Annotated in this window: 19 protein-coding genes; 9 read left to right on the plus strand and 10 right to left on the minus strand. The window is 68.7% G+C overall.

Annotated features, from left to right (window positions below; translation table 11 throughout):
- Nucleotides 1–349, minus strand: a 349-nt coding sequence (locus VHS75_RS14280; RefSeq protein WP_329639286.1) for a pyridoxamine 5'-phosphate oxidase family protein, incomplete at its 3' end; no start/stop codon positions are given.
- Nucleotides 350–441: 92 nt separating this feature from the next.
- On the opposite strand from VHS75_RS14280, the gene VHS75_RS14285 reads away from it, so the two are divergent.
- From VHS75_RS14285 to VHS75_RS14305, 5 genes are all read left to right on the plus strand, one after another.
- Nucleotides 442–1140 carry a DnaJ domain-containing protein gene (locus tag VHS75_RS14285; protein ID WP_329639287.1) on the plus strand — a complete coding sequence of 233 codons (699 nt, stop codon included), beginning with the start codon at nt 442–444 and terminating at the stop codon, nt 1138–1140.
- An 82-nt stretch (nt 1141–1222) separates the two neighbouring features.
- Nucleotides 1223–2305, plus strand: a complete 1083-nt coding sequence (locus tag VHS75_RS14290; RefSeq protein ID WP_329639288.1) for a hypothetical protein — start codon at nt 1223–1225, stop codon at nt 2303–2305.
- 40 nt (nt 2306–2345) lie between these two features.
- Nucleotides 2346–3437 (plus strand): chorismate synthase, encoded by a 1092-nt coding sequence (gene aroC / locus VHS75_RS14295; protein ID WP_329639289.1) that lies wholly within the window; start codon nt 2346–2348, stop codon nt 3435–3437.
- 227 nt (nt 3438–3664) lie between these two features.
- Nucleotides 3665–4180, plus strand: coding sequence for a response regulator (locus VHS75_RS14300; protein ID WP_329639313.1), 516 nt, complete (start codon nt 3665–3667; stop codon nt 4178–4180).
- A 61-nt stretch (nt 4181–4241) separates the two neighbouring features.
- Entirely contained in the window at nt 4242–4460 is a 219-nt protein-coding gene (locus VHS75_RS14305; protein ID WP_329639290.1) for a hypothetical protein, read from the plus strand.
- Between the two features lie 144 nt (nt 4461–4604).
- On the opposite strand, the gene VHS75_RS14310 is transcribed toward VHS75_RS14305, so the two are convergent.
- From VHS75_RS14310 to queC, 3 genes are read right to left on the minus strand one after another with little or no spacing between them, the layout of a single operon-like run.
- Nucleotides 4605–4976 carry a 6-carboxytetrahydropterin synthase gene (locus VHS75_RS14310; RefSeq protein ID WP_329639291.1) on the minus strand — a complete coding sequence of 124 codons (372 nt, stop codon included), beginning with the start codon at nt 4974–4976 and terminating at the stop codon, nt 4605–4607.
- 35 nt (nt 4977–5011) lie between these two features.
- Nucleotides 5012–5644, minus strand: coding sequence for a 7-carboxy-7-deazaguanine synthase (gene queE / locus VHS75_RS14315; RefSeq protein WP_329639292.1), 633 nt, complete (start codon nt 5642–5644; stop codon nt 5012–5014).
- Nucleotides 5641–6390 (minus strand): 7-cyano-7-deazaguanine synthase QueC, encoded by a 750-nt coding sequence (queC, locus tag VHS75_RS14320; protein ID WP_329639314.1) that lies wholly within the window; start codon nt 6388–6390, stop codon nt 5641–5643. Before queC ends, queE begins: the two co-directional genes overlap by 4 nt.
- A gap of 121 nt (nt 6391–6511) precedes the next feature.
- Between queC and VHS75_RS14325 the strand changes: the two genes are divergently transcribed.
- Nucleotides 6512–7684: a response regulator gene (locus VHS75_RS14325; protein WP_329639293.1), complete on the plus strand. Its 1173-nt coding sequence runs from the start codon at nt 6512–6514 to the stop codon at nt 7682–7684.
- Nucleotides 7685–7705: 21 nt separating this feature from the next.
- On the opposite strand, the gene VHS75_RS14330 is transcribed toward VHS75_RS14325, so the two are convergent.
- Nucleotides 7706–8020, minus strand: a complete 315-nt coding sequence (locus VHS75_RS14330) for a hypothetical protein (protein ID WP_329639294.1) — start codon at nt 8018–8020, stop codon at nt 7706–7708.
- 252 nt (nt 8021–8272) lie between these two features.
- Here VHS75_RS14330 and VHS75_RS14335 point away from each other — a divergent pair, with 252 nt between their 5' ends.
- On the plus strand, nt 8273–8473 hold the full coding sequence (locus VHS75_RS14335; protein WP_329639295.1) for a hypothetical protein: 201 nt from the start codon (nt 8273–8275) through the stop codon (nt 8471–8473).
- A 13-nt stretch (nt 8474–8486) separates the two neighbouring features.
- Here VHS75_RS14335 and VHS75_RS14340 read toward each other — a convergent pair whose 3' ends face one another.
- Complete coding sequence (locus VHS75_RS14340) at nt 8487–9461, minus strand: hypothetical protein (RefSeq protein WP_329639296.1); 975 nt, start codon at nt 9459–9461, stop codon at nt 8487–8489.
- Between the two features lie 23 nt (nt 9462–9484).
- Complete coding sequence (locus tag VHS75_RS14345; protein WP_329639297.1) at nt 9485–11896, minus strand: TonB-dependent receptor; 2412 nt, start codon at nt 11894–11896, stop codon at nt 9485–9487.
- Nucleotides 11897–12240: 344 nt separating this feature from the next.
- Between VHS75_RS14345 and VHS75_RS14350 the strand changes: the two genes are divergently transcribed.
- Entirely contained in the window at nt 12241–13416 is a 1176-nt protein-coding gene (locus VHS75_RS14350; protein WP_329639298.1) for a TetR family transcriptional regulator, read from the plus strand.
- 15 nt (nt 13417–13431) lie between these two features.
- Here VHS75_RS14350 and VHS75_RS14355 read toward each other — a convergent pair whose 3' ends face one another.
- The gene (locus VHS75_RS14355) at nt 13432–14580 is read right to left on the minus strand and encodes a phosphatidylinositol-specific phospholipase C1-like protein (RefSeq protein WP_329639299.1); all 1149 of its coding nucleotides are present in this window, start codon (nt 14578–14580) and stop codon (nt 13432–13434) included.
- A gap of 203 nt (nt 14581–14783) precedes the next feature.
- Here VHS75_RS14355 and VHS75_RS14360 point away from each other — a divergent pair, with 203 nt between their 5' ends.
- On the plus strand, nt 14784–16049 hold the full coding sequence (locus tag VHS75_RS14360) for a cytochrome c3 family protein (protein WP_329639300.1): 1266 nt from the start codon (nt 14784–14786) through the stop codon (nt 16047–16049).
- A 49-nt stretch (nt 16050–16098) separates the two neighbouring features.
- Here the strand turns inward: VHS75_RS14360 and VHS75_RS14365 are convergent, their stop codons facing one another.
- Together VHS75_RS14365 and VHS75_RS14370 are read right to left on the minus strand one after the other, a co-directional pair.
- A complete protein-coding gene (locus tag VHS75_RS14365) occupies nt 16099–18600 on the minus strand; it encodes a TonB-dependent receptor (RefSeq protein WP_329639301.1) in 2502 nt (833 codons plus the stop codon).
- A 236-nt stretch (nt 18601–18836) separates the two neighbouring features.
- Nucleotides 18837–19982 carry a hypothetical protein gene (locus tag VHS75_RS14370; RefSeq protein WP_329639302.1) on the minus strand — a complete coding sequence of 382 codons (1146 nt, stop codon included), beginning with the start codon at nt 19980–19982 and terminating at the stop codon, nt 18837–18839.
- Nucleotides 19983–20119: the final 137 nt, after the last annotated feature.

Consider the following 20119-nt stretch of genomic DNA (forward strand, 5'->3'; position numbering starts at 1 on the left):
CGCGCACCTGCCGCCGCAGCGACTTCCAGTGGCAGACCAGCGCCGCGGCCGGATGGGCGGCCAGGTCCTGGCCCTTGGCGCTCTCGGTGTTGCTGTAGAAGGTGAAGCCGCGCGCATCGACGTCCTTCAGCAGCACCATCCGCGCGTCCGGCAGGCCGTCGGCGTCGGCGGTGGCCAGCGACATGGCGTTGGCGTCATTCGGCTCCTTGGCCACGGCTTCGCGCAGCCATTCGTTGAACAGCGCGAACGGGTCCGCCTCGCTCAGCAGCGGCAGGGCCTCGGCGGAGGCCACTTGGCGGACATAATCGTCCTCGCTGGGCGACGGCGGGATCAGGGTCTTGTCGGTCATCGCGTCCGATATAGCCCCAGGCGCGCCAAATGCACGAGAGGCGGCGGGGTTTAACCGGCCATTGACCATGTCGGCGCGATCTTGGCCGGCAGATGAGTTCCGCCCCGCCGATGTCCCTGAAGACCGCCCGCCAGGTGCTGGGGGTCGGCCCGTTCTACACCGCCGGCGATCTGCGCCGGGCCTTCCGCGAGGCCGCCAAACGCGCCCACCCCGACCGTCCCGGCGGCGGCGAGGAACGCTTCCACCAGGTGGTCGAGGCCTATCACCGGCTGCAGGCCGCCCAGGCCGGGCCCGACCGCATCTTCCAGCCCCCGGCCCCGCGGCCGCCGCAGCCCCGCGTGCTGACCATCGGCCCGGAGGTCGCCCTGCGCGGCGGCGTCGCCGAGCATCGCGCCCCGGATGGCCGCCAGCTGCGCGTCACCCTGCCGCCGGGCCTGCGCCAGGGCGACACCGTGCGCGTCGACGGGGTGGCGCTGCCCGTCGTGCTGATGGGCGCCCCGCGGATGCAGGTGCGCGGCGACGACCTCTGGATCACCGCCACGGTCGCGCCGAACCTGCTGGCCGAGGGCGGCCGCGTGTCCGTGGAGACCCCGCTCGGGCGGCGCGTCGTCTGGCTCACCAAGAAGGCCGGCGAGCGCAAGCTGGTGCGGCTGGTGAACCAGGGCCTGCCGGCCCGCGGGACCCACCGTCAGGGCCATCTTTTCCTGCGGCTCGCGCCCACCGAGCCGGGCCAGGCCGACAGCGCCGCGCGCACCCTGCTCCGCCGCTTCGCCGCCGCCTGGGCCGCCTGACCTGACCGCGAATTAAGCGGCGCGGGCGCAAAGCCTCGCCTAGGGTCGCGCCGCCGAGTTCTGAGAAGAGATTCCCCGCCGCATGCGTATTCCGAATTTGATGGCCCTCGCCGCCTTGCTGGCGTTCGCCACGAGCGCCGCCGCCGAGTCCCTGGTCGGCGAGCGCCATCTGACGACCACCAACCCCACCGCCGCCCTGCGCGACGCCGACCACAAGCCGGCCGTGCGCATCACCGTCTGGTACCCAGCGGCCGAGGGCTCCGAGGAGAAATCCCTCGACATCGGTCCGCCCGGCGAGCCCCTGTTCTTCGTCGGCTCTGCCGCACCCGACGCCGCCTTCGCCGACACGCGGCGCCGGCCGGTGATCCTGTTCGCCCACGGCTATGGCGGCTCGGCGCGGATGATGGGCTGGTTCACCACCGTGCTCGCCCAGCAAGGCTTTGTGGTCATCGCCGTCGACAACCCGGGCAACAACAACTTCGACAAGCTGACCGTGGGCGGCGCGGTGCTGCTCTGGGACCTGCCGGGCGACCTCGACGCGGCGCTGGAGGCGGCCAAGGCCGACCCGGTGATCGGCCAGCACCTGGACCTGCGTCGCCTGGGCGTCGCCGGCTTCGCCACCGGGGGACTGACGGCTCTCGAAGCCGGCGGCGCGCGCTTCGACCTGGCCCGTCTGCGCGACTTCTGTGCGGCCCATCCCGACGACGGGGTCTGCAGACCGCAGCCGGAATTTCCGGTGACGGCGGATCAGGCGGCGGCGGCGCTGGCTGGGCCCGACCTCGCCCCCGAGGCCGCCCATGCCGGCGACGACCATTCCATCCGCGGCGTAAAGGCGGTCTTCGCCATAGCGCCGGCCTTCGTCCAAGCCCTCGATCCGGCGAGCCTTTCGGCCATGACCACGCCGGTCTCGATCATCCTGGGCGACGCCGATCCGGTGGCCTCGCCGCACACCAACGGCGGGGTGGCCGCGCGGATGATCCCGCGCGCCCAGTTGAAGGCCCTGCCCGGCGTCGGCCACTACGACTTCCTGTCGACCTGCACGCCGGCGGCGATGAAGCGGGACGTTCCGCTCTGCCGAGATCTCCAGGTCCCGCAGGGCCAGACCCATTTCGAGGCCCTGCAGGCCGCGATCAGCTTCTTCGGCCGCACGCTTGGCGCGCCCTGAGGTTGGTCCGGCGCGCCTTAGCCGCTAGAAGCGCGGAGCCATGTCGCACAACACCTTCGGCCATCTGTTCCGCGTGACCACCTGGGGCGAAAGCCACGGGCCGGCGTTGGGCTGTGTGGTCGACGGCTGCCCCCCGGGGATCAAGCTCACCGAGGCCGACGTCCAGCAGTGGCTGGAAAAGCGCCGCCCGGGCCAGGGCAAATTCGTCACCCAGCGCCAGGAGCCGGACGCCGTGCGCATCCTCTCCGGTGTGTTTTCCGACGAGCGTCATCCGGACCAAGTCACCACCGGCACGCCGATCTCGATGATTATCGACAACGTCGACCAACGCAGCCGTGACTATTCCGAGATCGCCACCGCCTTCCGCCCCGGCCACGCCGACTACAGCTACTTCGCCAAGTACGGCGTGCGCGACTATCGCGGCGGCGGCCGACAATCGGCCCGCGAGACCGCCGCGCGCGTCGCCGCCGGCGCGGTGGCCCGCAAGATCGTAGCCGGCGTCACCATCCGCGCCGCCGTGGTGCAGATCGGCCCGCACGCCGTCGCCCCCGACCGCATCGACTTCAGCACGACCGAGGAGAACCCCTTCTGGTGCCCCGATCCGGACATGGTCCCGGTCTGGGAAGAGCACCTGGAAGCGATCCGCAAGGCCGGCTCCTCCACCGGCGCCATCGTCGCGGTCGAGGCCACGGGCGTGCCCGCCGGCTGGGGCGCGCCGGTCTACGGCAAGCTCGACGCCGAGCTGGCCGGCGCCCTGATGTCGATCAACGCCGCTAAGGGCGTGGAGATCGGCGCGGGCTTCGCCGCCGCGGCGCTGACCGGCGAAGAGAACGCCGATGAGATGCGCGCCGGCAATGACGGGCCGCTTTTCCTGTCCAACAGCGCCGGCGGCATCCTGGGCGGCATCTCCACCGGCCAGGCGGTGACCGCGCGGGTGGCCTTCAAGCCCACCTCCTCGATCCTCACCCCGCGCCGCAGCCTCAACGAGGCCGGCGAGGAGATCGAACTGCGCACCAAGGGCCGCCACGATCCCTGCGTCGGCATCCGCGCCGTGCCCGTGGTCGAGGCCATGGTGGCCTGCATCCTGGCCGACGCCTTCCTGCGCCACCGGGGACAGACCGGCCTCGGCTGAATTTCCTGGGCAGAGCGGACGACTAGCGGTAGGTAATGTCGAGTATTCGACACACGCATAGTTTGCAAAGAAGTTTTTCTTTCTTCGCCAGCGACTTAGCTTGTGAGAGATCATCCCAATTTGGCATTGACCGGTTATATTTCCGCGACGTAATCAGCCGAACGCTCCGCTGGCCGAATCGCGGTTGGAGACGGGACGGGCCGGCCAACAACGGGCGTAGGTTGACCTTGCGTTACGACCTGCTGAAGATCCTGATCGTCGATGACAACCACCACATGCGGGTGCTGTTGTCGGAGATTCTGAAGGCGATCGGCGTGCGTCACATCTTCGAGGCCAGTGACGGGGCCCAGGGCCTGCAGCTGATGAAAAACCAGCTGATCGACATCATCATGACCGACCTTTCGATGCAGCCTTTGGACGGCATCGACTTCGTGCGGCTGCTGCGCCGCTCGCCCGACAGCCCCAACCAGATGTGCCCGGTCATCATGATCACCGGCCACGCGACGATCGCCCGCGTGCAGGAGGCCCGCAACGCCGGCGTCAACGAGTTCCTGGCCAAGCCGCTCAATGCGCGCGGCGTCATTGAGCGGATCAGTCAGGTGGTCGAGCACCCGCGGCCTTTTGTGAAGACCGCCGACTATTTCGGTCCCGACCGCCGCCGCCGCGCCGACCCGGCCTTCAAAGGCCCCTATCGCCGCGAGGGCGACGACGCGCAGCGCAAAGCCGCGATCCACGAGGTCTGACGCGCCTTATTTCTTCACGCATGGCCGTGCAGGATGGGCCCTCGTCTGGGGAGATTCTGACATGACGCTGCGAACCATCGCCGTGAGCGCGGCCCTCGCCGCGAGCGCCATCCTGCTGTCCGGCTGCGTCGTGCTCGGCGCGGCCGGCGCGGTCGGCGGCGCGGCGGTCGCGGTGACCGGCACGGCTGTCGGCCTCGGCGCCAAGGCGGTCAGCGCCACCGCCCACGGCGTCGGCGACGCGGTCGGCGGCGGCAAGAAGGACGACAAGGCCGGGAGTTGAACCCGCCTCCGCGGCAGCGGAGGCTCAGCCTTTCAACCACGGAAAACACGGATAGAGCACGGAAAGCGCCGACGCCCTTCCGTGCTCTATCCGTGTTTTCCGTGGTTCCAATTCGGGAGGCGCCCGCTACGCGGGCCTCGCCAGTCAGCCCAGGTTGAGCGCGCAGCTCTCGCCGATGGTCGGGCGGGAGACCACCACCCGCGACAAGCCCGGGAACTCGGCCTTCAACCGCTCGGCGAACCACAGACACAGGTGCTCGAGCGTGGGGCTCTCCAGGCCCGGCTTTTCGTTCAGCAGGCCGTGATCCAGCTCGCTCGCCGCCGCCCGTAGCGCGCGGTCCAGCTCGCCCAGGTCGGCGACCCAGCCGATCGCGCCCTGTTCCTCGCCGCGCACGCTGGCCTCGACCTTGAATGAATGGCCGTGCAGACGCGTGTAGGGGCCCGCGGGCCCGGCCGGCAGGTGGTGCGCCGCGTCGAAGGTCGCGGCCTTGGTGATCTCGAAAATCCTGGAACTCATCGTGTCTTGCGCTTGCGGGGAGGTCGCTTCGGGCCTCAGGCGATGCCGAGGTACTTGTGCGTCTGGACGCTTAAACGCCAGCGGGGATGGGCAAGGCAATAGGCGATGGCCGCTTGCGTGTTCTCCGCCCGCCGCAGTCCGTCCATCGGCTGCAGCAGGAACCGCTCGAAGGCGAGGCCCTCGAACCGCGCCGGATCGACGCCGTCCTGCGGATAGACCAGCTTCAATTCCTGTCCCTCGACCTGCACAACCGGGGCGGCGGCCTTGGGACTGACGCAGATCCAGTCGACGCCGTCGGGGACCGGCAGCGTCCCGTTGGTCTCCAACGCCAGCGAGAAGCCTCGCGCGTGCAGCGCCTCGATCAGGGCCGCGTCCAGCTGCAGCAGGGGCTCGCCGCCGGTCAGCACCACCAGCCGGTCATCCGCCCCGCCGGCCCAGGCCGCCTCGACCGCCGCGGCCAGCGCTTCGGCCGACGCAAAGCGGCCACCGCCCACGCCGTCCATGCCCACGAAATCGGTGTCGCAGAAGCTGCAGACCGCGCTTTCCCGGTCCTGCTCGCGTCCTGACCAGAGGTTGCAGCCGGCGAAGCGGCAGAACACCGCCGGCCGGCCCGCCTGGCCGCCTTCGCCCTGCAGGGTCAGGAAGATCTCCTTGACCGCATAGCTCATGACGCGATCTCGGCCCGCAGCGCCGGGCGATCCTGCGCCACCCAGCCCTCCCAGCCCTTCTGGCGCAACTCGCACGCCGGACAGGTCCCGCAGCCGTAGCCCCAGGGATGCAGGGCGTCGCGCTCCCCCAGGTAGCAGGTGTGGCTTTCCTCGACGATCAGCCGCACCAGCGCCTCGCCGCCCAGCCCCTTGGCCAGGGCCCAGGTCTCCGCCTTGGTGAGCCACATCAAGGGCGTCTCGATGACGAAATCCTGCGCCATGCCCAGGTTCAGGGTCGTTTGCATGGCGTCCAGCGTCTCGCGCCGGCAGTCGGGATAGCCGGAGAAGTCGGTCTCGCACATGCCGCCGACCAGGGATTGCAGCCCCCGGCGGTCCGCCAACGCCGCCGCATAGACGAAGAACGCCAGGTTCCGCCCCGGAACGAAGGTCGACGGCAGCCCCTTGGCGGTCATCTCGATGGCCCGGTCGGCGGTCAACGCCGAGGCGGCCACCGCGCCGAAGCTGGAGATATCCAGCATGTGGTCCTCGCCCAGCCGCGGCGCCCATGACGGGAATTCCCGAGCGAAGCGAGCGCGGACGCCCAGCCGCGCGTCCAGCTCCACCGCGTGGCGCTGGCCATAGTCGAAGCCCACGGTTTCCACGCGGGCGTAGCGTTCAAGCGCCCAGGCCAGGCAGACGCTAGAGTCCTGCCCGCCCGAGAACAGCACGAGGGCGCCAGCGTCCCGCTCGGTATTGGGGTCGATCATCGCCCTCATATGCGCGATCGGACCCGCCTTCGCAAAGTCACCGCCCCGGCCAGGCGAACAAAGCCCCCAAACAAAGCCATGACGCCGCCGTCACTTAACCTCTCCGCAAGCGCTAGGCGCCATGGTGGCCTCTGTCGCGTACCGCAACCTTCGGCTGTCCATGTCCCTCTCCGAGTTCTTCTTCGACCGTGTCACCGCCGAGATCATCCAGCAAATGGATGGCGCGCTGGCGCTGACCGATCAGCTCTCGCGGCAGCGACTGGCGCCGGACGCCCAGTCGTGCGTCAGCGGCGTGGTCGAGGCGGCCCAAGGCGTGCGCCGGCTGATGGAACGCGCCTCCAGCCTGCGCAAGATCACCCTTCACGGCGTCACCCTCGACCCGGCCCCGCTGCGTCTGCGCGAACTGGTCGACGAGGTGCACAGCCGCTGGCAGCCCGCCGCCGCCAACAGCGGCGTGACCCTGCTGGTCTCCTACGACGGCGATCCCGACGCCTGCGCGCTCGGCGACCGCGATCGTCTGCTGCAGATTTTCGACGGCTTCGTCGGCGAGGCGGTGGCCTCCATGCGCCGCGGCGCGGTCGAAGCCAGCGTGCGCACCGTGGTCAGCCCTGAGGGCGTGCGTCTCGAAGGCCGCGTTCGCGGCGCGCGGGACCCGGCCTGGGAAGGCCAGGACCTGGAGACCCGGGTCCGCGACATCGAGGCCCGCTTTGGCCTGGAAATCGCCATCGGCGTCGTCATGGCCCGCCAAATCCTTGAGGGCCTGGGCGGCTCGCTGCGCAGCGAAGGCGCCGGCGGCGCCTCCGAGACCGTCATCTTCGAAATCCTCCTGCCCATCGCCTCGGAGACCCCGGCCGAAGAGCCGCAGGAAGCCGAACGCTCGGCCCACGTCCTGGTGGTCGACGACAACGCCACCAACCGCATGGTCGCCCAGGCGCTCTGCGAGATGTTCGACTGCACCTGCGAGAGCGCCAACGACGGCGCCGAGGCGGTCGAGGCCGCCCGCGGCGGCCGCTTCGATCTGATCCTGATGGACATCAAGATGCCGGTGATGGACGGCGTCGCCGCCACCCGCGCCATCCGCGCGCTGGGCGGCCCGGCCTCCCTGGTGCCGATCATCGCACTCACCGCCAACGCCGAGCCGGAAGACGCCGAGGGCTACCTCGCCGCCGGCATGAACGGCGTCGTCGAAAAGCCCATGAAGCCCGAACATCTGCTGGCCGCTCTGCAGGCCGCTCTCGGCGAGGTCGCCGCCGCGGGTGAGATCGCCGCCGCGAAAGCCGTCGCGGCCGCCTGAGGGCGACACCGCTTCCCGAAATCAAGCGTCCTCGGCGACTACCCGGGCCGGACGGTAGGACGCCACGACGTCCTCATGCTCCGCAGATCGTACGGCGCGCGAGATGTTCAGCCGCGTGAACAGGTGCGTCTGCCGGCGGCCCGCGCGCGCCGGACCCGGTGGCCGAACCTGAGCCAGGTCCAGCGACACGCCGACCGTCAGAACCTTCAGGCCCTGGGCGCTCTCCTGGACGATCACATAGTTTCCCGCCGTCGGCAGGTGCGGCGCGCCGTCCGGCCGACGGCGGAAGCGGTATGACGCCCCCGATGCGCCCTCAAGGTCGATGAAATCCTGCATATCCACTCTAAAGCTGCGCGCCGCATCCCCCGGCGCGGTGGCCGATCCGCGGTCGTTCTGAGCCGCCCTCTCGCCACGAAGCCGAAAGCCCGTGACGCATTGCGCCATCTTCCTGGCGGGCGTGACGACATCAAGGCAGCTTGACTGTTACGCGCGGCGACGACATCGCCTCAAACAAGCGCCACTGCAGTATCTCTTGGACGTCTTCGAGACTCGCGGCCATATCGTCCGGGGGCGCAGAGATTTTGTGCGATGGACGAAGCAACCTTTGTGGCGTTTGTACCGAAGAATAAGAGCGACCAGCTGCGGCAAACCTTGAGCACCGAAGACACCGGCCCTCTGCGCTGGCACGAGCGTCGAACGTTTTCCGGCAGCGAGTTCTACTTCACCGGCCCGGCCGAACTGGCGCGCAAGGCGCAGATTTATGTCGCTCAGTGGCTGATTTCCGGCTGACGGCCGGACGGCTTCAGACCGAGGCGGGATAGGCCTGATCCTGCGGCCGCCAGTCGTTGATCGTGCCGATCATCTTGCGGCCGTCGACGACGCCGGAGACCATCGTCCCCAGCCAGATCTGGTCGTAGACCGGGATCTGGTAGGAGATCGCCGCGTGCGCGACGCCCTCGACGCGGCTGCCGTCGGCCAGTACGGCGGCGAACCGACGGATCGGCGCGGGCTTGACGATGGCGTAGGTCTTCACCTCCTGGCCCGAAGCCCCGATCTCGTAGTCGCCATAGCCCCGGTCGCTGGCGAAGAGGCCGAGGAACGAGGACTCGGCGTTCCACATGTTGCAGTAGCTGAAGCCCTTCAGGAACCTGGGCCCGGTCTGGGTCTGCTCGTGCTGCTTGGCGATGTCGGCGATCGGATAGGACTTGCCGCCCACCCGGACGGTGGCCTCGATGCGGCCCGTGCGCTCGACGCGGCCGGTCTGGTCGTGCGGATGGGTCCGGCTGGGCCAGAAAACGCCTTCCACCGAGACTGGAACCTGGCCCGGCCCTTCCTTCGCCCCGGTTCCCGGATGGCAGCCGCCCTGGAAGGAGAAGGACATCGAGCGCAGGTCCGCCGAGGTCCCCAACCGGGTCATCCGCGCCCTGGTCCCGGGTCCGTCATAGGTCGCCATGGCGCTGTCGGGCAGGTTCCGCGCTGTGGTGCAAGGCAGGTACTGGTCGGTGTAGGCGTACATCTGCCCGTCGACGATCACCTGGAGCCATACCCAGGTGTCGTCGAGGTCGGGGAAGCGGCAGATCCGGTAGCTGATCCCGGTCCTCAGGTCCTCCGAGAGGTAGACCATCATGATCGACTCGCTCCAGCTCGTCTTGCCATAGACGTCCGGCCGCTTGCGCGGCGCGGCCAGGGCGCGGAGCGGATCGGTGGCGGCCAGAACGCCGAGGCCCGCGGCGGCCCCGATCAGGCCGCGACGGCTGTGGGAGGCTGTGTCGGTCATCGTCTGACGCCTTTCCTGATGGCTCAATAGCGGAAGCTGGCCTCGACCCCGAAGGTGCGCGGCACGCCATAGACACCCACGAAGCCGTTGGCCGCAGCGGTCCCGCCGGCGCTCACGAAGGCGCCGAGGCCCTGGGCGAACTCCGCCACGTTGTAGGATTTGTTCGCCAGGTTCTTGCCCCAGACGCTGACCCGCCAGCGGCCGCCCGGCGGCTGCCAGCCGAACGAGGCGTCCACGAGCGCATAGCCGTCCTGGAAGGTCCGCGGGTCGAGGGTCGCGTCCTCGAACTGCGAGCTGACGTAGCTGACGTCGGCGGCCGCGAACCAGTCGATCTCGGTCTTCAACCACGGCTGCTCCCACCGCGCACCCAGGCTCCAGCGCCACTTCGGCGAATAGGCCGGGGTGAAGCCGGTATAGTTGCAGACGCTCGACCCCGGTGCGATCGGCTGCGGCGTCCCCGCGGGCGGCGGCGTGCCGGCCGTCGGGAACGTCGCGATGCACTGGCCCTTGGGATAGCTGTCCCAGACGCTGTCGGCGTAGCTGAGCGACGCGTTGAGGGTCAGCTCGCTGATCGGCCGCGCATGGGCGTCGATCTCGACGCCCTCGACCCGCACGTTGCCGGCGTTGCCGACGGTGAAGCCGACCCCGGTCGTCGGGTTCAGGGTGGAGACCTGCGCCGCCTTCAAGAGCATGTGATAGACGTCGGCGTTGAACACCAGCCTGTGGTCGAACAGCGAGGTCTTCACGCCTGCCTCATAGCTGGTGACGGTCTCCGGATCGAAGGTGAAGGGCCCGGTCGCCGCGGCGCGGGCGTTGAAGCCGCCGTCCTTGAAGCCGGTCGCCGCCGTCGCATAGGCCATGACGCCCTCGGTCAGGTCGTATTGGGCGCCCGCCGTCCAGGTGGTGCTGTGGTCCGTGCGCTTCAGGTTCGGCTGGTTCTCCAGCGGGAAGGAGCCGATGAAGGTCGGCGAGGCCGGCACGCCGGTGGCGTTGAAGTCCACGTTGACGATCGAGGCCTTCTTGGAATCGACGCTGTAACGCAGGCCGCCGAACAGGCGGAACGCATCCGTCACATTGACCGTCGCCTGGCCGTAGGCGGCCCCGGCGTTGGTCTCCTGGGTGTAAAAGAAGTCGGAGGTGTCGCCCACGAGGAGGTGGGCGTTGCCGGGGAAGGTCCGGTTGGCGCCGGGCTGGATGGTGAGGTCATTGGCGAACCTCAGCATCTCGTGGAACAGATAGACGCCGCCGACATAGTCGATGAAGTGGTGGCCGGTCGAAGTGAGCCGGAGCTCGTCGCTGGTGGTGCGGATGTCCTCATGCTGCGGCTGGCGCGCCACCAGTTGCGGCAGGGCCGCGGAGTCGTTCTCGTACTCGTGGTCGTCGACGGCGTTGTAGGCGAGCACATTGCTCACGCTGGCGCCGAACGGCAGCTCGCGGCTGGCGTTGATCGAGCCGCCCCAGGTCTCCGTGACGTCCAGGGGATTGTCGATCTCGTTCACCTCGAACTTGCCGAGCGGTACGAACGGATGGCCCGGCGTCGCCGCCGCCGAGGCGGCGAGGAAGCCCGGCGTCGCGATGCCGCCCGGGCCGAGGGGGTTCAGTTGAGCCGGGATCGTGCCCACCGTTGAGACCCGCGTGAAATAGGCGATCGCGTCGACAGTGGTGTCCTGGGTCGGCGTCCAGCGCAGGCGCCCACGGCCGCCGTACTGGTCAGCGTTGTTCACGTAGTTGTTGTAGAAGAGGTTCTTCTCATAGCCGTCGTGGTTGTCGACATAGAGCGTCAGCCGCCCGGCCAAGTCGCTGGTCAGACCGCCGCCGACGTAGCCGGCGATCCTGTGTGAGTTGAAGTTGCCGACCGACACATCGGCATAGGCCTCGGTCGCCTGGGTCGGCGCCCGCGTGTTGATGTTTAGCGCGCCTACCGCGGTGTTGCGGCCATAGAGCGTGCCCTGCGGCCCGCGCAGCACCTCGACGGTGGAGATGTCCTGCAGGTCGGCCAGCGCCGCCGAGGCGGCCGGCAGATAGACGCCGTCGAGATAGAGGCCCGCGTCCGGTTCGATGCCTGGGTTGGTGCCCGAGGTCCCCAGATTGCGGATCACGATGGTCGAGTTGCGGTTGTCGTTGGCCGTGAAGACGCTGAAGCTCGGGATGAACCGGGCCAGGTCGCTGGCGCTGACGATGTTGGCCTGCTCCAGTTGGGCGCCGCTGAAGGCGGTCACCGAGGCCGGCACGTCCTGGACATTCTCAGCCCGCTTCTCGGCGGTGACGATCACCGTGTCGACCGAGGTTGAGGCGTCGGGCCGGGCCGCGCCGCCGGCGGTCTGGGCGGCCGCCGGCAAGGCGCTGGCGCTCGCCAGCAGCAGGGCGGTGAGAAAATAGCGTCCAGGAATTTGGGCGCACTGCGGCAAGCCGCGCCGAATGGGGCGCTTCATCATGAGTCCCTCCCACGGGTTTCCATCCACGCCCCGTTTGGCCGGGGCGGCGCCTTTGCAGGCTTCGTTATTTCGGAGCCTCCTACGGCTCTTCGAAAATTTCAATAGCAAAGTTAGTCTACCTACGATGAATTAAAAGAATTAGATGTGATCGGCCGGAGCGAGACGCCGAGCCTTCAAAACCCTTGGTTGCGGGCGCGATTCCGGCTCCGTTACGGCGCCTCAGGTCAGAAAGAGCGATGGCTTCCGAGACTTCCCCACCGTCGAAAGGACCAGACAGCGGGACCGGGACGGGCCGCCGCTCGCGGGGGCGTCCGTCGCAACGCGGCGCGCGCACCGAAGCCGCCTTGCTGGCCGCCGCCGCCGTGCTGAACGAGAGCGGCCTGACCAACGCCTCGCTGGACGCCGTGGCCGAGCGCCTCGGGATCACCAAGAGCGCGCTCTACTATTACTTCGCCGGCAAGGAGGAGGTGGTCTACCAGTCCTACCTGCGGACTTCCGGGCTCGCCGCCGGCTACGCCGTCACCGCCTCGAAGATGGCCGGCTCAGGCCGTGACCGCTTCGTCCACTATCTGAAGCTGCACTTCGCCGCCCCGCCGGTCGCCTTCCTCAGCGACATCGCCTTCCTGACGCCGGAGCACGAGCGCGAGGTCCGCCGCCTCGCCCACCAGCACGACGACCTGCTGAGCGGCATCCTCACCGAGGGTCATGCCGACGGCAGCCTGTTCGTGCCCCGCCCGCACCTGACCAATTTCGCGGTGACCGGAGCGCTCAACTGGGTGTTCGTCTGGTTTCGCGAGCGCCCCGGCGCGCTCACGCGCCCTCAGATCGGCGAGGCTTTCACCGACATCTTCCTGCACGGTCTCAAGCGCCCTGGCCCGGCGATGACGGACTGGCCGGCGCCGGTGCTGATCGATACGCCCAGCCCCGAGCACGGCTTCGACCGCGCCTTCCAGGCGGCCCAGCGGCGCGACTCGCTATTCCGCACCGCCTCGGAGTTCTTCAACCACCGTGGCTTCGACAACTCCTCGATCGACGAGATCGCCGCGGCCCTGGATGTCACCCGCGGCGCCCTCTACCACTACGTGGCCAACAAGGAGGACCTGCTCTTCCAGTGCTACCTGCGCTCCATCGACCTGACCGAGCAGGTGCTGGACGCCAATGAGGCCAAAGGCGGCCCCGCGCAGGATCTTGAGGCCCGTTTCATCGCCTCGATGATCGAGTTGAACGCCGGCGCGCACGGCCCGCTCGCCGGCTACTTCCGCCAGCAGTCGTTGACGCCGGAGCACCAGGACATCGTGCGCCTCCGCAGCCAGCGCGCGATCGGCAAGGCCACCTATTCCGAGCGCGGCATGGCCGAGGGCGCGTTCCGCCAGGTGAACGGAGCCCTGTCGCGCCGGGCGATCATGGGGGCGATCAACTGGCTGCCCCGCTGGTACGCGCCCTCGGGGCTGAACACCCCGGCGGAGGTCGCCGACACCTTCTGCGCGCTGTTCCTCAACGGCTTGGCCCCGCGGGTCTGAGCCCCGCGGTTCAGCTCACTTGGCGACGGGCGTGTCCCCGAGCGCCGCGTCTGAGCAGCCCTTCGGCGCATTGACCGGATTGCAGCGCACCGAGGCCGTGCCCGGCAGGCTCACCGTGAAGCCGGTCCAGCGCGACGGCTCGAACCAGGGGTAGTCGGTGCTCACCATCTGCGCCCCACTGCCCAGCGCCTTCTCCCGCTGGGTGGTGTCGCCGCTGCGACCTTCCTTGGTGTCGGCGTCGGAGCAGGTGCGCACGATGTAGCCCTGCTTGACCAGCGCGGCGATCGCCTCCGGCGTCCCCTCGTTCTGCTCCACGAAGGCGGCGTCCGGCGTCCCGGCCTTGGCGTTGGTGAACAGCACCCGGCCCTGCAGCGCCGGATGGCCGGCCGTGTAGATCGGCGTGATGTTCGACTGGTCGAGCAGGAAGACGACCTTGCCGCGCGCGCTCTTCAGCGTCGGCCAGCCGCCCTCCTTGCCAGAATGGGGCCCGACGGCCTCTGGCAGGGTCGCGTAGTGGCCGCGCACCTGGTCGGGCGTGACCATCTCGTTCTCCGGGAACACCGAGCGGATCTCCGCATCCAGGGCGTCCAGCACCTCGCCCGTGAAGCGCTCATAGTCCACCATGCCGGGCACCGCCTTGATCGGCTCCTGGGTCTTGGTCTCCACCAGGATGTAGAGCGGCACATGCTGCGGATGCGCCTTCGACCAGGCGCGGACTTCCTTCAGGCACCCGACGAACGGCTGGCAGGTCGAGATGTAGTCGATGTCCTGCACATGCATGACCTTGAAGCCGGGCTTGGCGAACACGCCCGGCTTGTCGAAGCCCGCCGCGCCGCCTTCGTTCAGGGTCGCCCCGAACGGATGGGCGAAGCGCCCGCCCTTGGCGTCGGCGTAGATGTCGAGCTCGATCTGGCGAATGCCGTGATCGAACTGCGCGGTCAGCGGTGAATGCTGGTAGTCCAGCCCGTCGAAGGCCTTGGGATTGGTCGCCTGCAGCAGCTTGGCGACGCCCGGCGTCAGGCCGGCGTGATAGCTGTTGTGGCTGCCGATCACCTGGAGCTGGTTGATCCGCAGGCCCTCGTCCGACCCGGCCGCGGCGGCGGCGCCCACGATGGCGAGGGCGCAGGCGGCGGCGCCCGCGAGGACTGGATAGGATCTGGACATCTGATCTCCCGGGACGGCGGTGTCTCGACCGCGCTTGTTAGGCGGGAAATGTGACAGGTCGCGCCGGTCCGTCAAAGACGGGCGCCTCGGTGACAGCGTAAACTTCTGACGCCGCCGCATCCGGGCCTTGGCAGCCGCGGCGTTGGGCGTAAACGTCGGCGTCTTCAGGCTTGGTCTTCGGGGGCGCTGTGAAAAACCGAGCTGTGTCATTTGCCGGCCTCGCGGCGGCCCTGCTGTTCGCCATCGCCCTGGGCTACGCGGCGTTCTCGCCGGCGCGGTCCCTGGCTCAGGTCGCCGCGGCGCCGATCCCCACGGTGGCGCAAGACGCCCACTATGTCGGATCGGCCGCCTGCCAGAGCTGCCACCAGGAAATCTATGCCCGCTGGTCCAAGACCCGCATGGCCAATGTGGTGCGCGACCCCAAGCAGCACCCGGACGCGATCATCCCGGACCTGTCCAAGCCGGATCCGCTGGTCACCTTCACCGCCAAGGACATCGCCTTCGTCTACGGCAGCGTCTGGAAGCAGCGCTACTTCCACAAGGTCGGCGACGACTACTATCCCTACCCCATCCAGTGGGACGTCACGAACCGCAAGTGGGCGCCCTATCACGTGCCCGACCAGGGCGGCGACTGGTGGGCCAAGTTCTATCCCGACCCCAAGGGCGACAATTCCGGCCGTCCCACCGGCCCGCTCTGCGACGGCTGCCACTCGGTCGACTACAACATCAAGACCAAGACCGTCGCCGAATGGAACGTCGGCTGCGAGGCCTGCCACGGGCCGGGCAGCGCGCATGCCGCTCACCCGGCCCAGGTCAGCGTCGTGAACCCCGCGAAGCAGGACTACGTCTCGGCCAGCGACACCTGCATCCGCTGTCACTCCCAGGGCCAGCCGCTCAGCAATCCCATCGCCGGCAAATACTACGACTGGCCGGTGGGCTATCGCGCCGGCCTGAAGCTGGCGGACTTCTGGAAGCTGGAGGACCACAAGCTGGGCGAGCTGACCTTCACCCACTTCCCGGACGGCACGGCGCACAAGAACCGCATGCAGGGCAACGATTTCGTCCAGAGCCTGATGTACGCCCGTGGCGTCACCTGCTTCAGCTGCCACGACCCGCACGGCACGGACAACCAGGCCATGCTGCGCAAGCCGATCGGAGAGGTCTGCCTGACCTGCCACAGCGCCGGCGGGCGCAACGGCCCGCGCGCGGCGACCATCGAGGCCCACACCCACCACGCCGCCGGCAGCCCCGGCGACCAATGCGTGGCCTGCCACATGCCGAAGATCGAGCAGACCCTGGGCAAGGTGAACGTCGCCAGCCACACTTTCCACTTCGTCACGCCGACGCAGACGGACAAGCTCGGCATCCCCAACGCCTGCAACGCCTGCCACACGGACAAGACCACCGCCTGGGCGGCCGCCGCGATCGCCACCTGGACCGACCGGTCGCCCTGGCGGATGACCCAATGAGGCCCACCCGCGCCAGGATCGGCTGGCGCAGACGGGCCCTATCTCAGGGTCAGAACGTGAAGGTCAGGCGTCCGTAATAGTAGCCGCCGTTGATCCCGAACGGGGAGTACTGCAGCGGCTCGCCATAGACGTTGTTGCCGTCCGCCGGCCTCACGCCGCCGGCCCCGTTGGAGACATTGGGCATGCCGGGCGGGTGGTGGTCGAAGAGGTTGTTCGCCCCCATCGCCAGCTTCAGGTCGTCGCGGATCGCATAGTCGATTTCCAGGTCGGTAATGCTGGTGACCGGGATCCTGGTCTTGATGCCGTTGTTGCCGGTGCCGTCGAGGCTGTAGCGCTCCGAAGTCTCGCCGAACACCGTGTCGCGCAGGTTGGCGCTCCACTTGCCCAGCGTCCAATAGGCGCCGAGGATCACCTTCTCGCGCGGGACGGCGGTGGTCAGGGTGTCGACCGCGTTGGCGCCGAGCAGGACGGTCTGGCCGATGGCCACCGAGGTCACCGCCGCCGGCAGCGGGCTCTGCTTTTCGATGGTGGTCTTGTTGTAGTTGACGCCCACCGACCAATCGACGTGGCCCATGTCGCCGAAGTCCGAGGCGTAGTTGCCGGTGAACTCGAGGCCCTGGGTCTTGGTGTTGGCCCCGTTGGTAAAGACGCTGATGCCTACATAGGTGACACCCGGATCGAGGACGTTGCCGTGGGCGGCGATGGCGTTCAGCACGCCTTGCGAGACTACGGCGCCGTTGTTCAGGCCCAGCAGGGTGCCGGTGGCCACGATACGGTTGCGGATGTCGATCTGATAGGCGTCCAGGGTGATCTGCAGGCCTTCGACCGGGTGGCCGATGAAGCCGACGCTGTAGTTCGTCGATTTCTCGGGCTTCAGGTTCGGGAAGCCTGCCAGGTGCGCCGCCGGTGAGTTGGCCGGTAGCTGCACCACCGCGAAGGTCGGCGCCACGTTGGTGGCCGAATAGAACTCTTCCGCCAGGGTCGGCGCGCGGAAGCCGTCGCTGATCGTGCCGCGCAGGGCGAAGGCCGGGGTGAAGTCGTAGCGGGCGGTGAGCTTGCCGACCGTGGTCGATCCGAAGTCGTTGTAGTGCTCATAGCGGCCGGCGAGGTCGACCTTGAGCCCGGAGATCGGGACCAGCGCCAGATCGCCATAGCCCGCATAGTTGGTGCGGGTGTGGGTGGCCGCATCGGTCTTCTGGAAGCCGGGGAAGGACTGGCCGCCTTCCTTGTAGGTCGACAGCGGGTCGCCCTGACCGATGGTGAACTTACTTTCACGGTTCTCCGCGCCCAGCGCGACGTTCATCGGCGCGGCCATGCCCACGTCGAACGACCGGTCGATGTCCAGTGTCGTGGTCCATTCGGACGCGGCGAAGGTGCCGTCGAAGAAGTTGCGCGGCGTCTGGCCGGTGTCGGCGAACAGCGAGGCGTTGGCCGAATTGATCGTCGAGACGTCGTCCTTGTCGCGGCCGTAGGTGGTCGACAGGTCCCAGTTCCAGCCGGCGACGACGCCGCGGATGCCCAGCGTGCCGGCATAGTCGTCCTCGACGATCTGTTCCCGCGGGGAGAAACCGTTCGGGAACGGCACGATGGTCGTGGCGCCGACGGTCCGGGTGACCTTGCTGGGCACGCGGTAGTTCTCGAAGGCCGAGGCCTTGCGGTGGCCATAGCTGCCGGTGCTGTAGACCTCGAGCCCGCCGCCCAGGTCATAGCCGGCGTTGTAGAAGCCGTCGTAGGTGTTCGACTGGGTGTCGCCGTAGATGTTGTTGACGTCGGGCGCGCCCGGCGCTCCCGCCGCGCCCTTGTCGATCGCGCTGGTGCCCGGGAGGAAGGCGCCGGCCACGGTGTAGAGCCGCCGGTCCGCGCCGCCCTGGCGGCTGAAGCCGTGGTAGCGCTGCTCGACGGTGGCGTTGAAGAAGCCCTTGTCGCCGATCTCGAAGCCTTTGTTTAGCGACCAGGCGCCGGTGTCGCCGTCGCCCTCATAGTACTGGCCGCCGGTGATGCTGGCGGCGCCGCCATGGTTGCCGTTCTTGAGGATGATGTTCACGACGCCGGCGATGGCGTCGGAGCCGTATTGCGCGGCCGCGCCGTCGGTCAGCACCTCGACATGGTCGATGGACCCCACCGGAATGAAGCTCAGGTCGGCGGTCGCCGCGCCCTGGAACGAGCTCGGATCGACGTGCAGGTTGGCGGTCGGGTGGCGGCGCTTGCCGTTCACCAGCACCAGGGTGTCGTTCGGGTTCAGCCCGCGCAGGGCGGCCGAAAGCGTCAGGGCCGCGGTGTCGGCGGCATAGCCCTCGGCGTTGAAGGACGGCAGGTTCTGCGACAGCGCCTGGATCAGGTCCGGCTGGCCGACACGTTTCAGCGCCAGCGCGCCCACCACCTGGATCGGGGCTGCGCTGTCCTCGGCCTTGACGCCGGTGACGCGGGTGCCGGTGACGATGACTTCCGAGACGCCGGCCGCCGTATCCGGCGCAGGGGCCGCCGCGAAGGCCGCCGGCGCGATCAAGGCCGACAACACGAGTACGCTGGCGCCTGTGTGCAGGTTTTTCATAGCTTGGTCTCCCCGGGGTCTCTCTGATGGAGCACGGCGAGCAAATCGCCGCGCACTCGCGCTTGGAGCGAGTTTCAGAGTTCGACGAACATCATCCGATGACGGATCACTGACCGTGTAAACCGAGCTTGATCGGGCGGGAGCGCAATTTCAGTCAAGCTTGCATAAAAGGCACAACCTTGCCCGGATACTAGGCACAACCTGGCGGCGCAGGGAAATCGCCGCCGCGTGGCCGGTCAGCGGACCGCCCGGCCGTTCGATGGACCCAGCGTCACGTCATTGGATCCGGCGCGCAGATCGACCGCCACGTTCCACAGCAGCACGTGGCCTTGATAGGGAAAGATGCCGACAAGGAAGTAGCGGCCGGCGGCGATCGGCGGCGTCTGGGCACGGCCTTGGGCGTCGGTGCGCACCGAACCCAAGGCCTTGCCGGTCATCAGCCTCAGGTCGCTCGTGCAGGCCTGGACATTGGCGCAATCGGTCGTAAGGCGGACCACGGGCGATCCGCCCAGGGCCGCGGCGGGGTCTTCAGGCGTCACCCAGATCTGTTGACCCACGAAGGGCGTGAAGGCGCCGGGCGCCGCCGCCCCGACATTGAACCTCAGTATGGCGTTGGCCGACCCCGAAGGCGCCGCCGCGGGCGCGCCGCCCGTCGGCCCCTTGGGGAGCGCCGCCGAAGCGCGGGCGCCCTGGGGCTGGGCGCCCTGGGGCTGGGCGCCCAGGCGCTCCATCGTGCACTTGAAGAAGGCCACGACCGCGTGGTCGTGGTCGGGCAGGCCGAAGATCAGCGCCGGGACCGCCCCCGGATCGCGCGTGAGCACCACCACCTCGCCGCCGTTGGCCCGGTATTCGACGTGATTGAGCACCTCCTGGTGGCCGTCGGCCGCCACCCAGTCCAGGCTCGTCGGGGTGAAGGCGATCATGCCCGTCCCGAACATCGACTTGCAGCCGCCGGCGAGCGCGCCATTGACGAGGCTCGCCGCGCTCCCGCTGCCGCCCAGCAACGCGTCCAACCCGCCCATATTCTGCTCCGACACCCCGCGGGAAGCGATCTGCCGCCAACGGCCCAGCAGCGGATTCTGCGCCGGCGCCAGGGGCGGCTTCTTCCACAGATCGACGCCCTGGCCGCCGCCTGGCCCGCCGCCACCGCCGCCGCGCCCGGGCGCATACTGCCGGTAGGTCTGGTCCAGCCGCTGCTGCATCTGCTGGTTCTGCTGCTGTTGCTGCTGGTACTGGTGCTGCTCCTGCTGCTGCAGGGCCATGCTGCCCTGGTAGGAGCCAGGGTTGGCCAGCGCGCCGGGCGTGGTCGGGTTGCCGTCCTGCGCCGCGGCGGGACCGGCGATCGGAGCCAGGGCGGTCAGGACCGCGGCGAGACGCGACATCGAGGAACAGCCAAAGGCGCCCATGTCGCCCTCACTCCTGGAAGCAGCCCGGCCCGGTGTTTACCACAAAGCGAAGCTTGGCGCATGAGGCCCGGCGGCCCGACCGTTTCGCCTGCAACTTTATTGCGGCGCGCGGC

Origin of the sequence: Phenylobacterium sp., assembly GCF_036264965.1 — a bacterium.
Taxonomy (GTDB): domain Bacteria; phylum Pseudomonadota; class Alphaproteobacteria; order Caulobacterales; family Caulobacteraceae; genus Phenylobacterium.

What these genes read in the sequence shown, in the direction of transcription:
- VHS75_RS14285 (WP_329639287.1), top strand. Translation starts at nt 442, where the DNA reads ATGAGTTCCGCCCCGCCGATGTCCCTGAAGACCGCCCGCCAGGTGCTG.
- VHS75_RS14290 (WP_329639288.1), top strand. Translation starts at nt 1,223, where the DNA reads ATGCGTATTCCGAATTTGATGGCCCTCGCCGCCTTGCTGGCGTTCGCC.
- aroC (WP_329639289.1), top strand. Translation starts at nt 2,346, where the DNA reads ATGTCGCACAACACCTTCGGCCATCTGTTCCGCGTGACCACCTGGGGC.
- VHS75_RS14305 (WP_329639290.1), top strand. Translation starts at nt 4,242, where the DNA reads ATGACGCTGCGAACCATCGCCGTGAGCGCGGCCCTCGCCGCGAGCGCC.
- VHS75_RS14310 (WP_329639291.1), bottom strand. Translation starts at nt 4,976, where the DNA reads ATGAGTTCCAGGATTTTCGAGATCACCAAGGCCGCGACCTTCGACGCG.
- queE (WP_329639292.1), bottom strand. Translation starts at nt 5,644, where the DNA reads ATGAGCTATGCGGTCAAGGAGATCTTCCTGACCCTGCAGGGCGAAGGC.
- queC (WP_329639314.1), bottom strand. Translation starts at nt 6,390, where the DNA reads ATGATCGACCCCAATACCGAGCGGGACGCTGGCGCCCTCGTGCTGTTC.
- VHS75_RS14325 (WP_329639293.1), top strand. Translation starts at nt 6,512, where the DNA reads ATGGTGGCCTCTGTCGCGTACCGCAACCTTCGGCTGTCCATGTCCCTC.
- VHS75_RS14330 (WP_329639294.1), bottom strand. Translation starts at nt 8,020, where the DNA reads ATGCAGGATTTCATCGACCTTGAGGGCGCATCGGGGGCGTCATACCGC.
- VHS75_RS14335 (WP_329639295.1), top strand. Translation starts at nt 8,273, where the DNA reads ATGGACGAAGCAACCTTTGTGGCGTTTGTACCGAAGAATAAGAGCGAC.
- VHS75_RS14340 (WP_329639296.1), bottom strand. Translation starts at nt 9,461, where the DNA reads ATGACCGACACAGCCTCCCACAGCCGTCGCGGCCTGATCGGGGCCGCC.
- VHS75_RS14345 (WP_329639297.1), bottom strand. Translation starts at nt 11,896, where the DNA reads ATGATGAAGCGCCCCATTCGGCGCGGCTTGCCGCAGTGCGCCCAAATT.
- VHS75_RS14355 (WP_329639299.1), bottom strand. Translation starts at nt 14,580, where the DNA reads ATGTCCAGATCCTATCCAGTCCTCGCGGGCGCCGCCGCCTGCGCCCTC.
- VHS75_RS14365 (WP_329639301.1), bottom strand. Translation starts at nt 18,600, where the DNA reads ATGAAAAACCTGCACACAGGCGCCAGCGTACTCGTGTTGTCGGCCTTG.
- VHS75_RS14370 (WP_329639302.1), bottom strand. Translation starts at nt 19,982, where the DNA reads ATGTCGCGTCTCGCCGCGGTCCTGACCGCCCTGGCTCCGATCGCCGGT.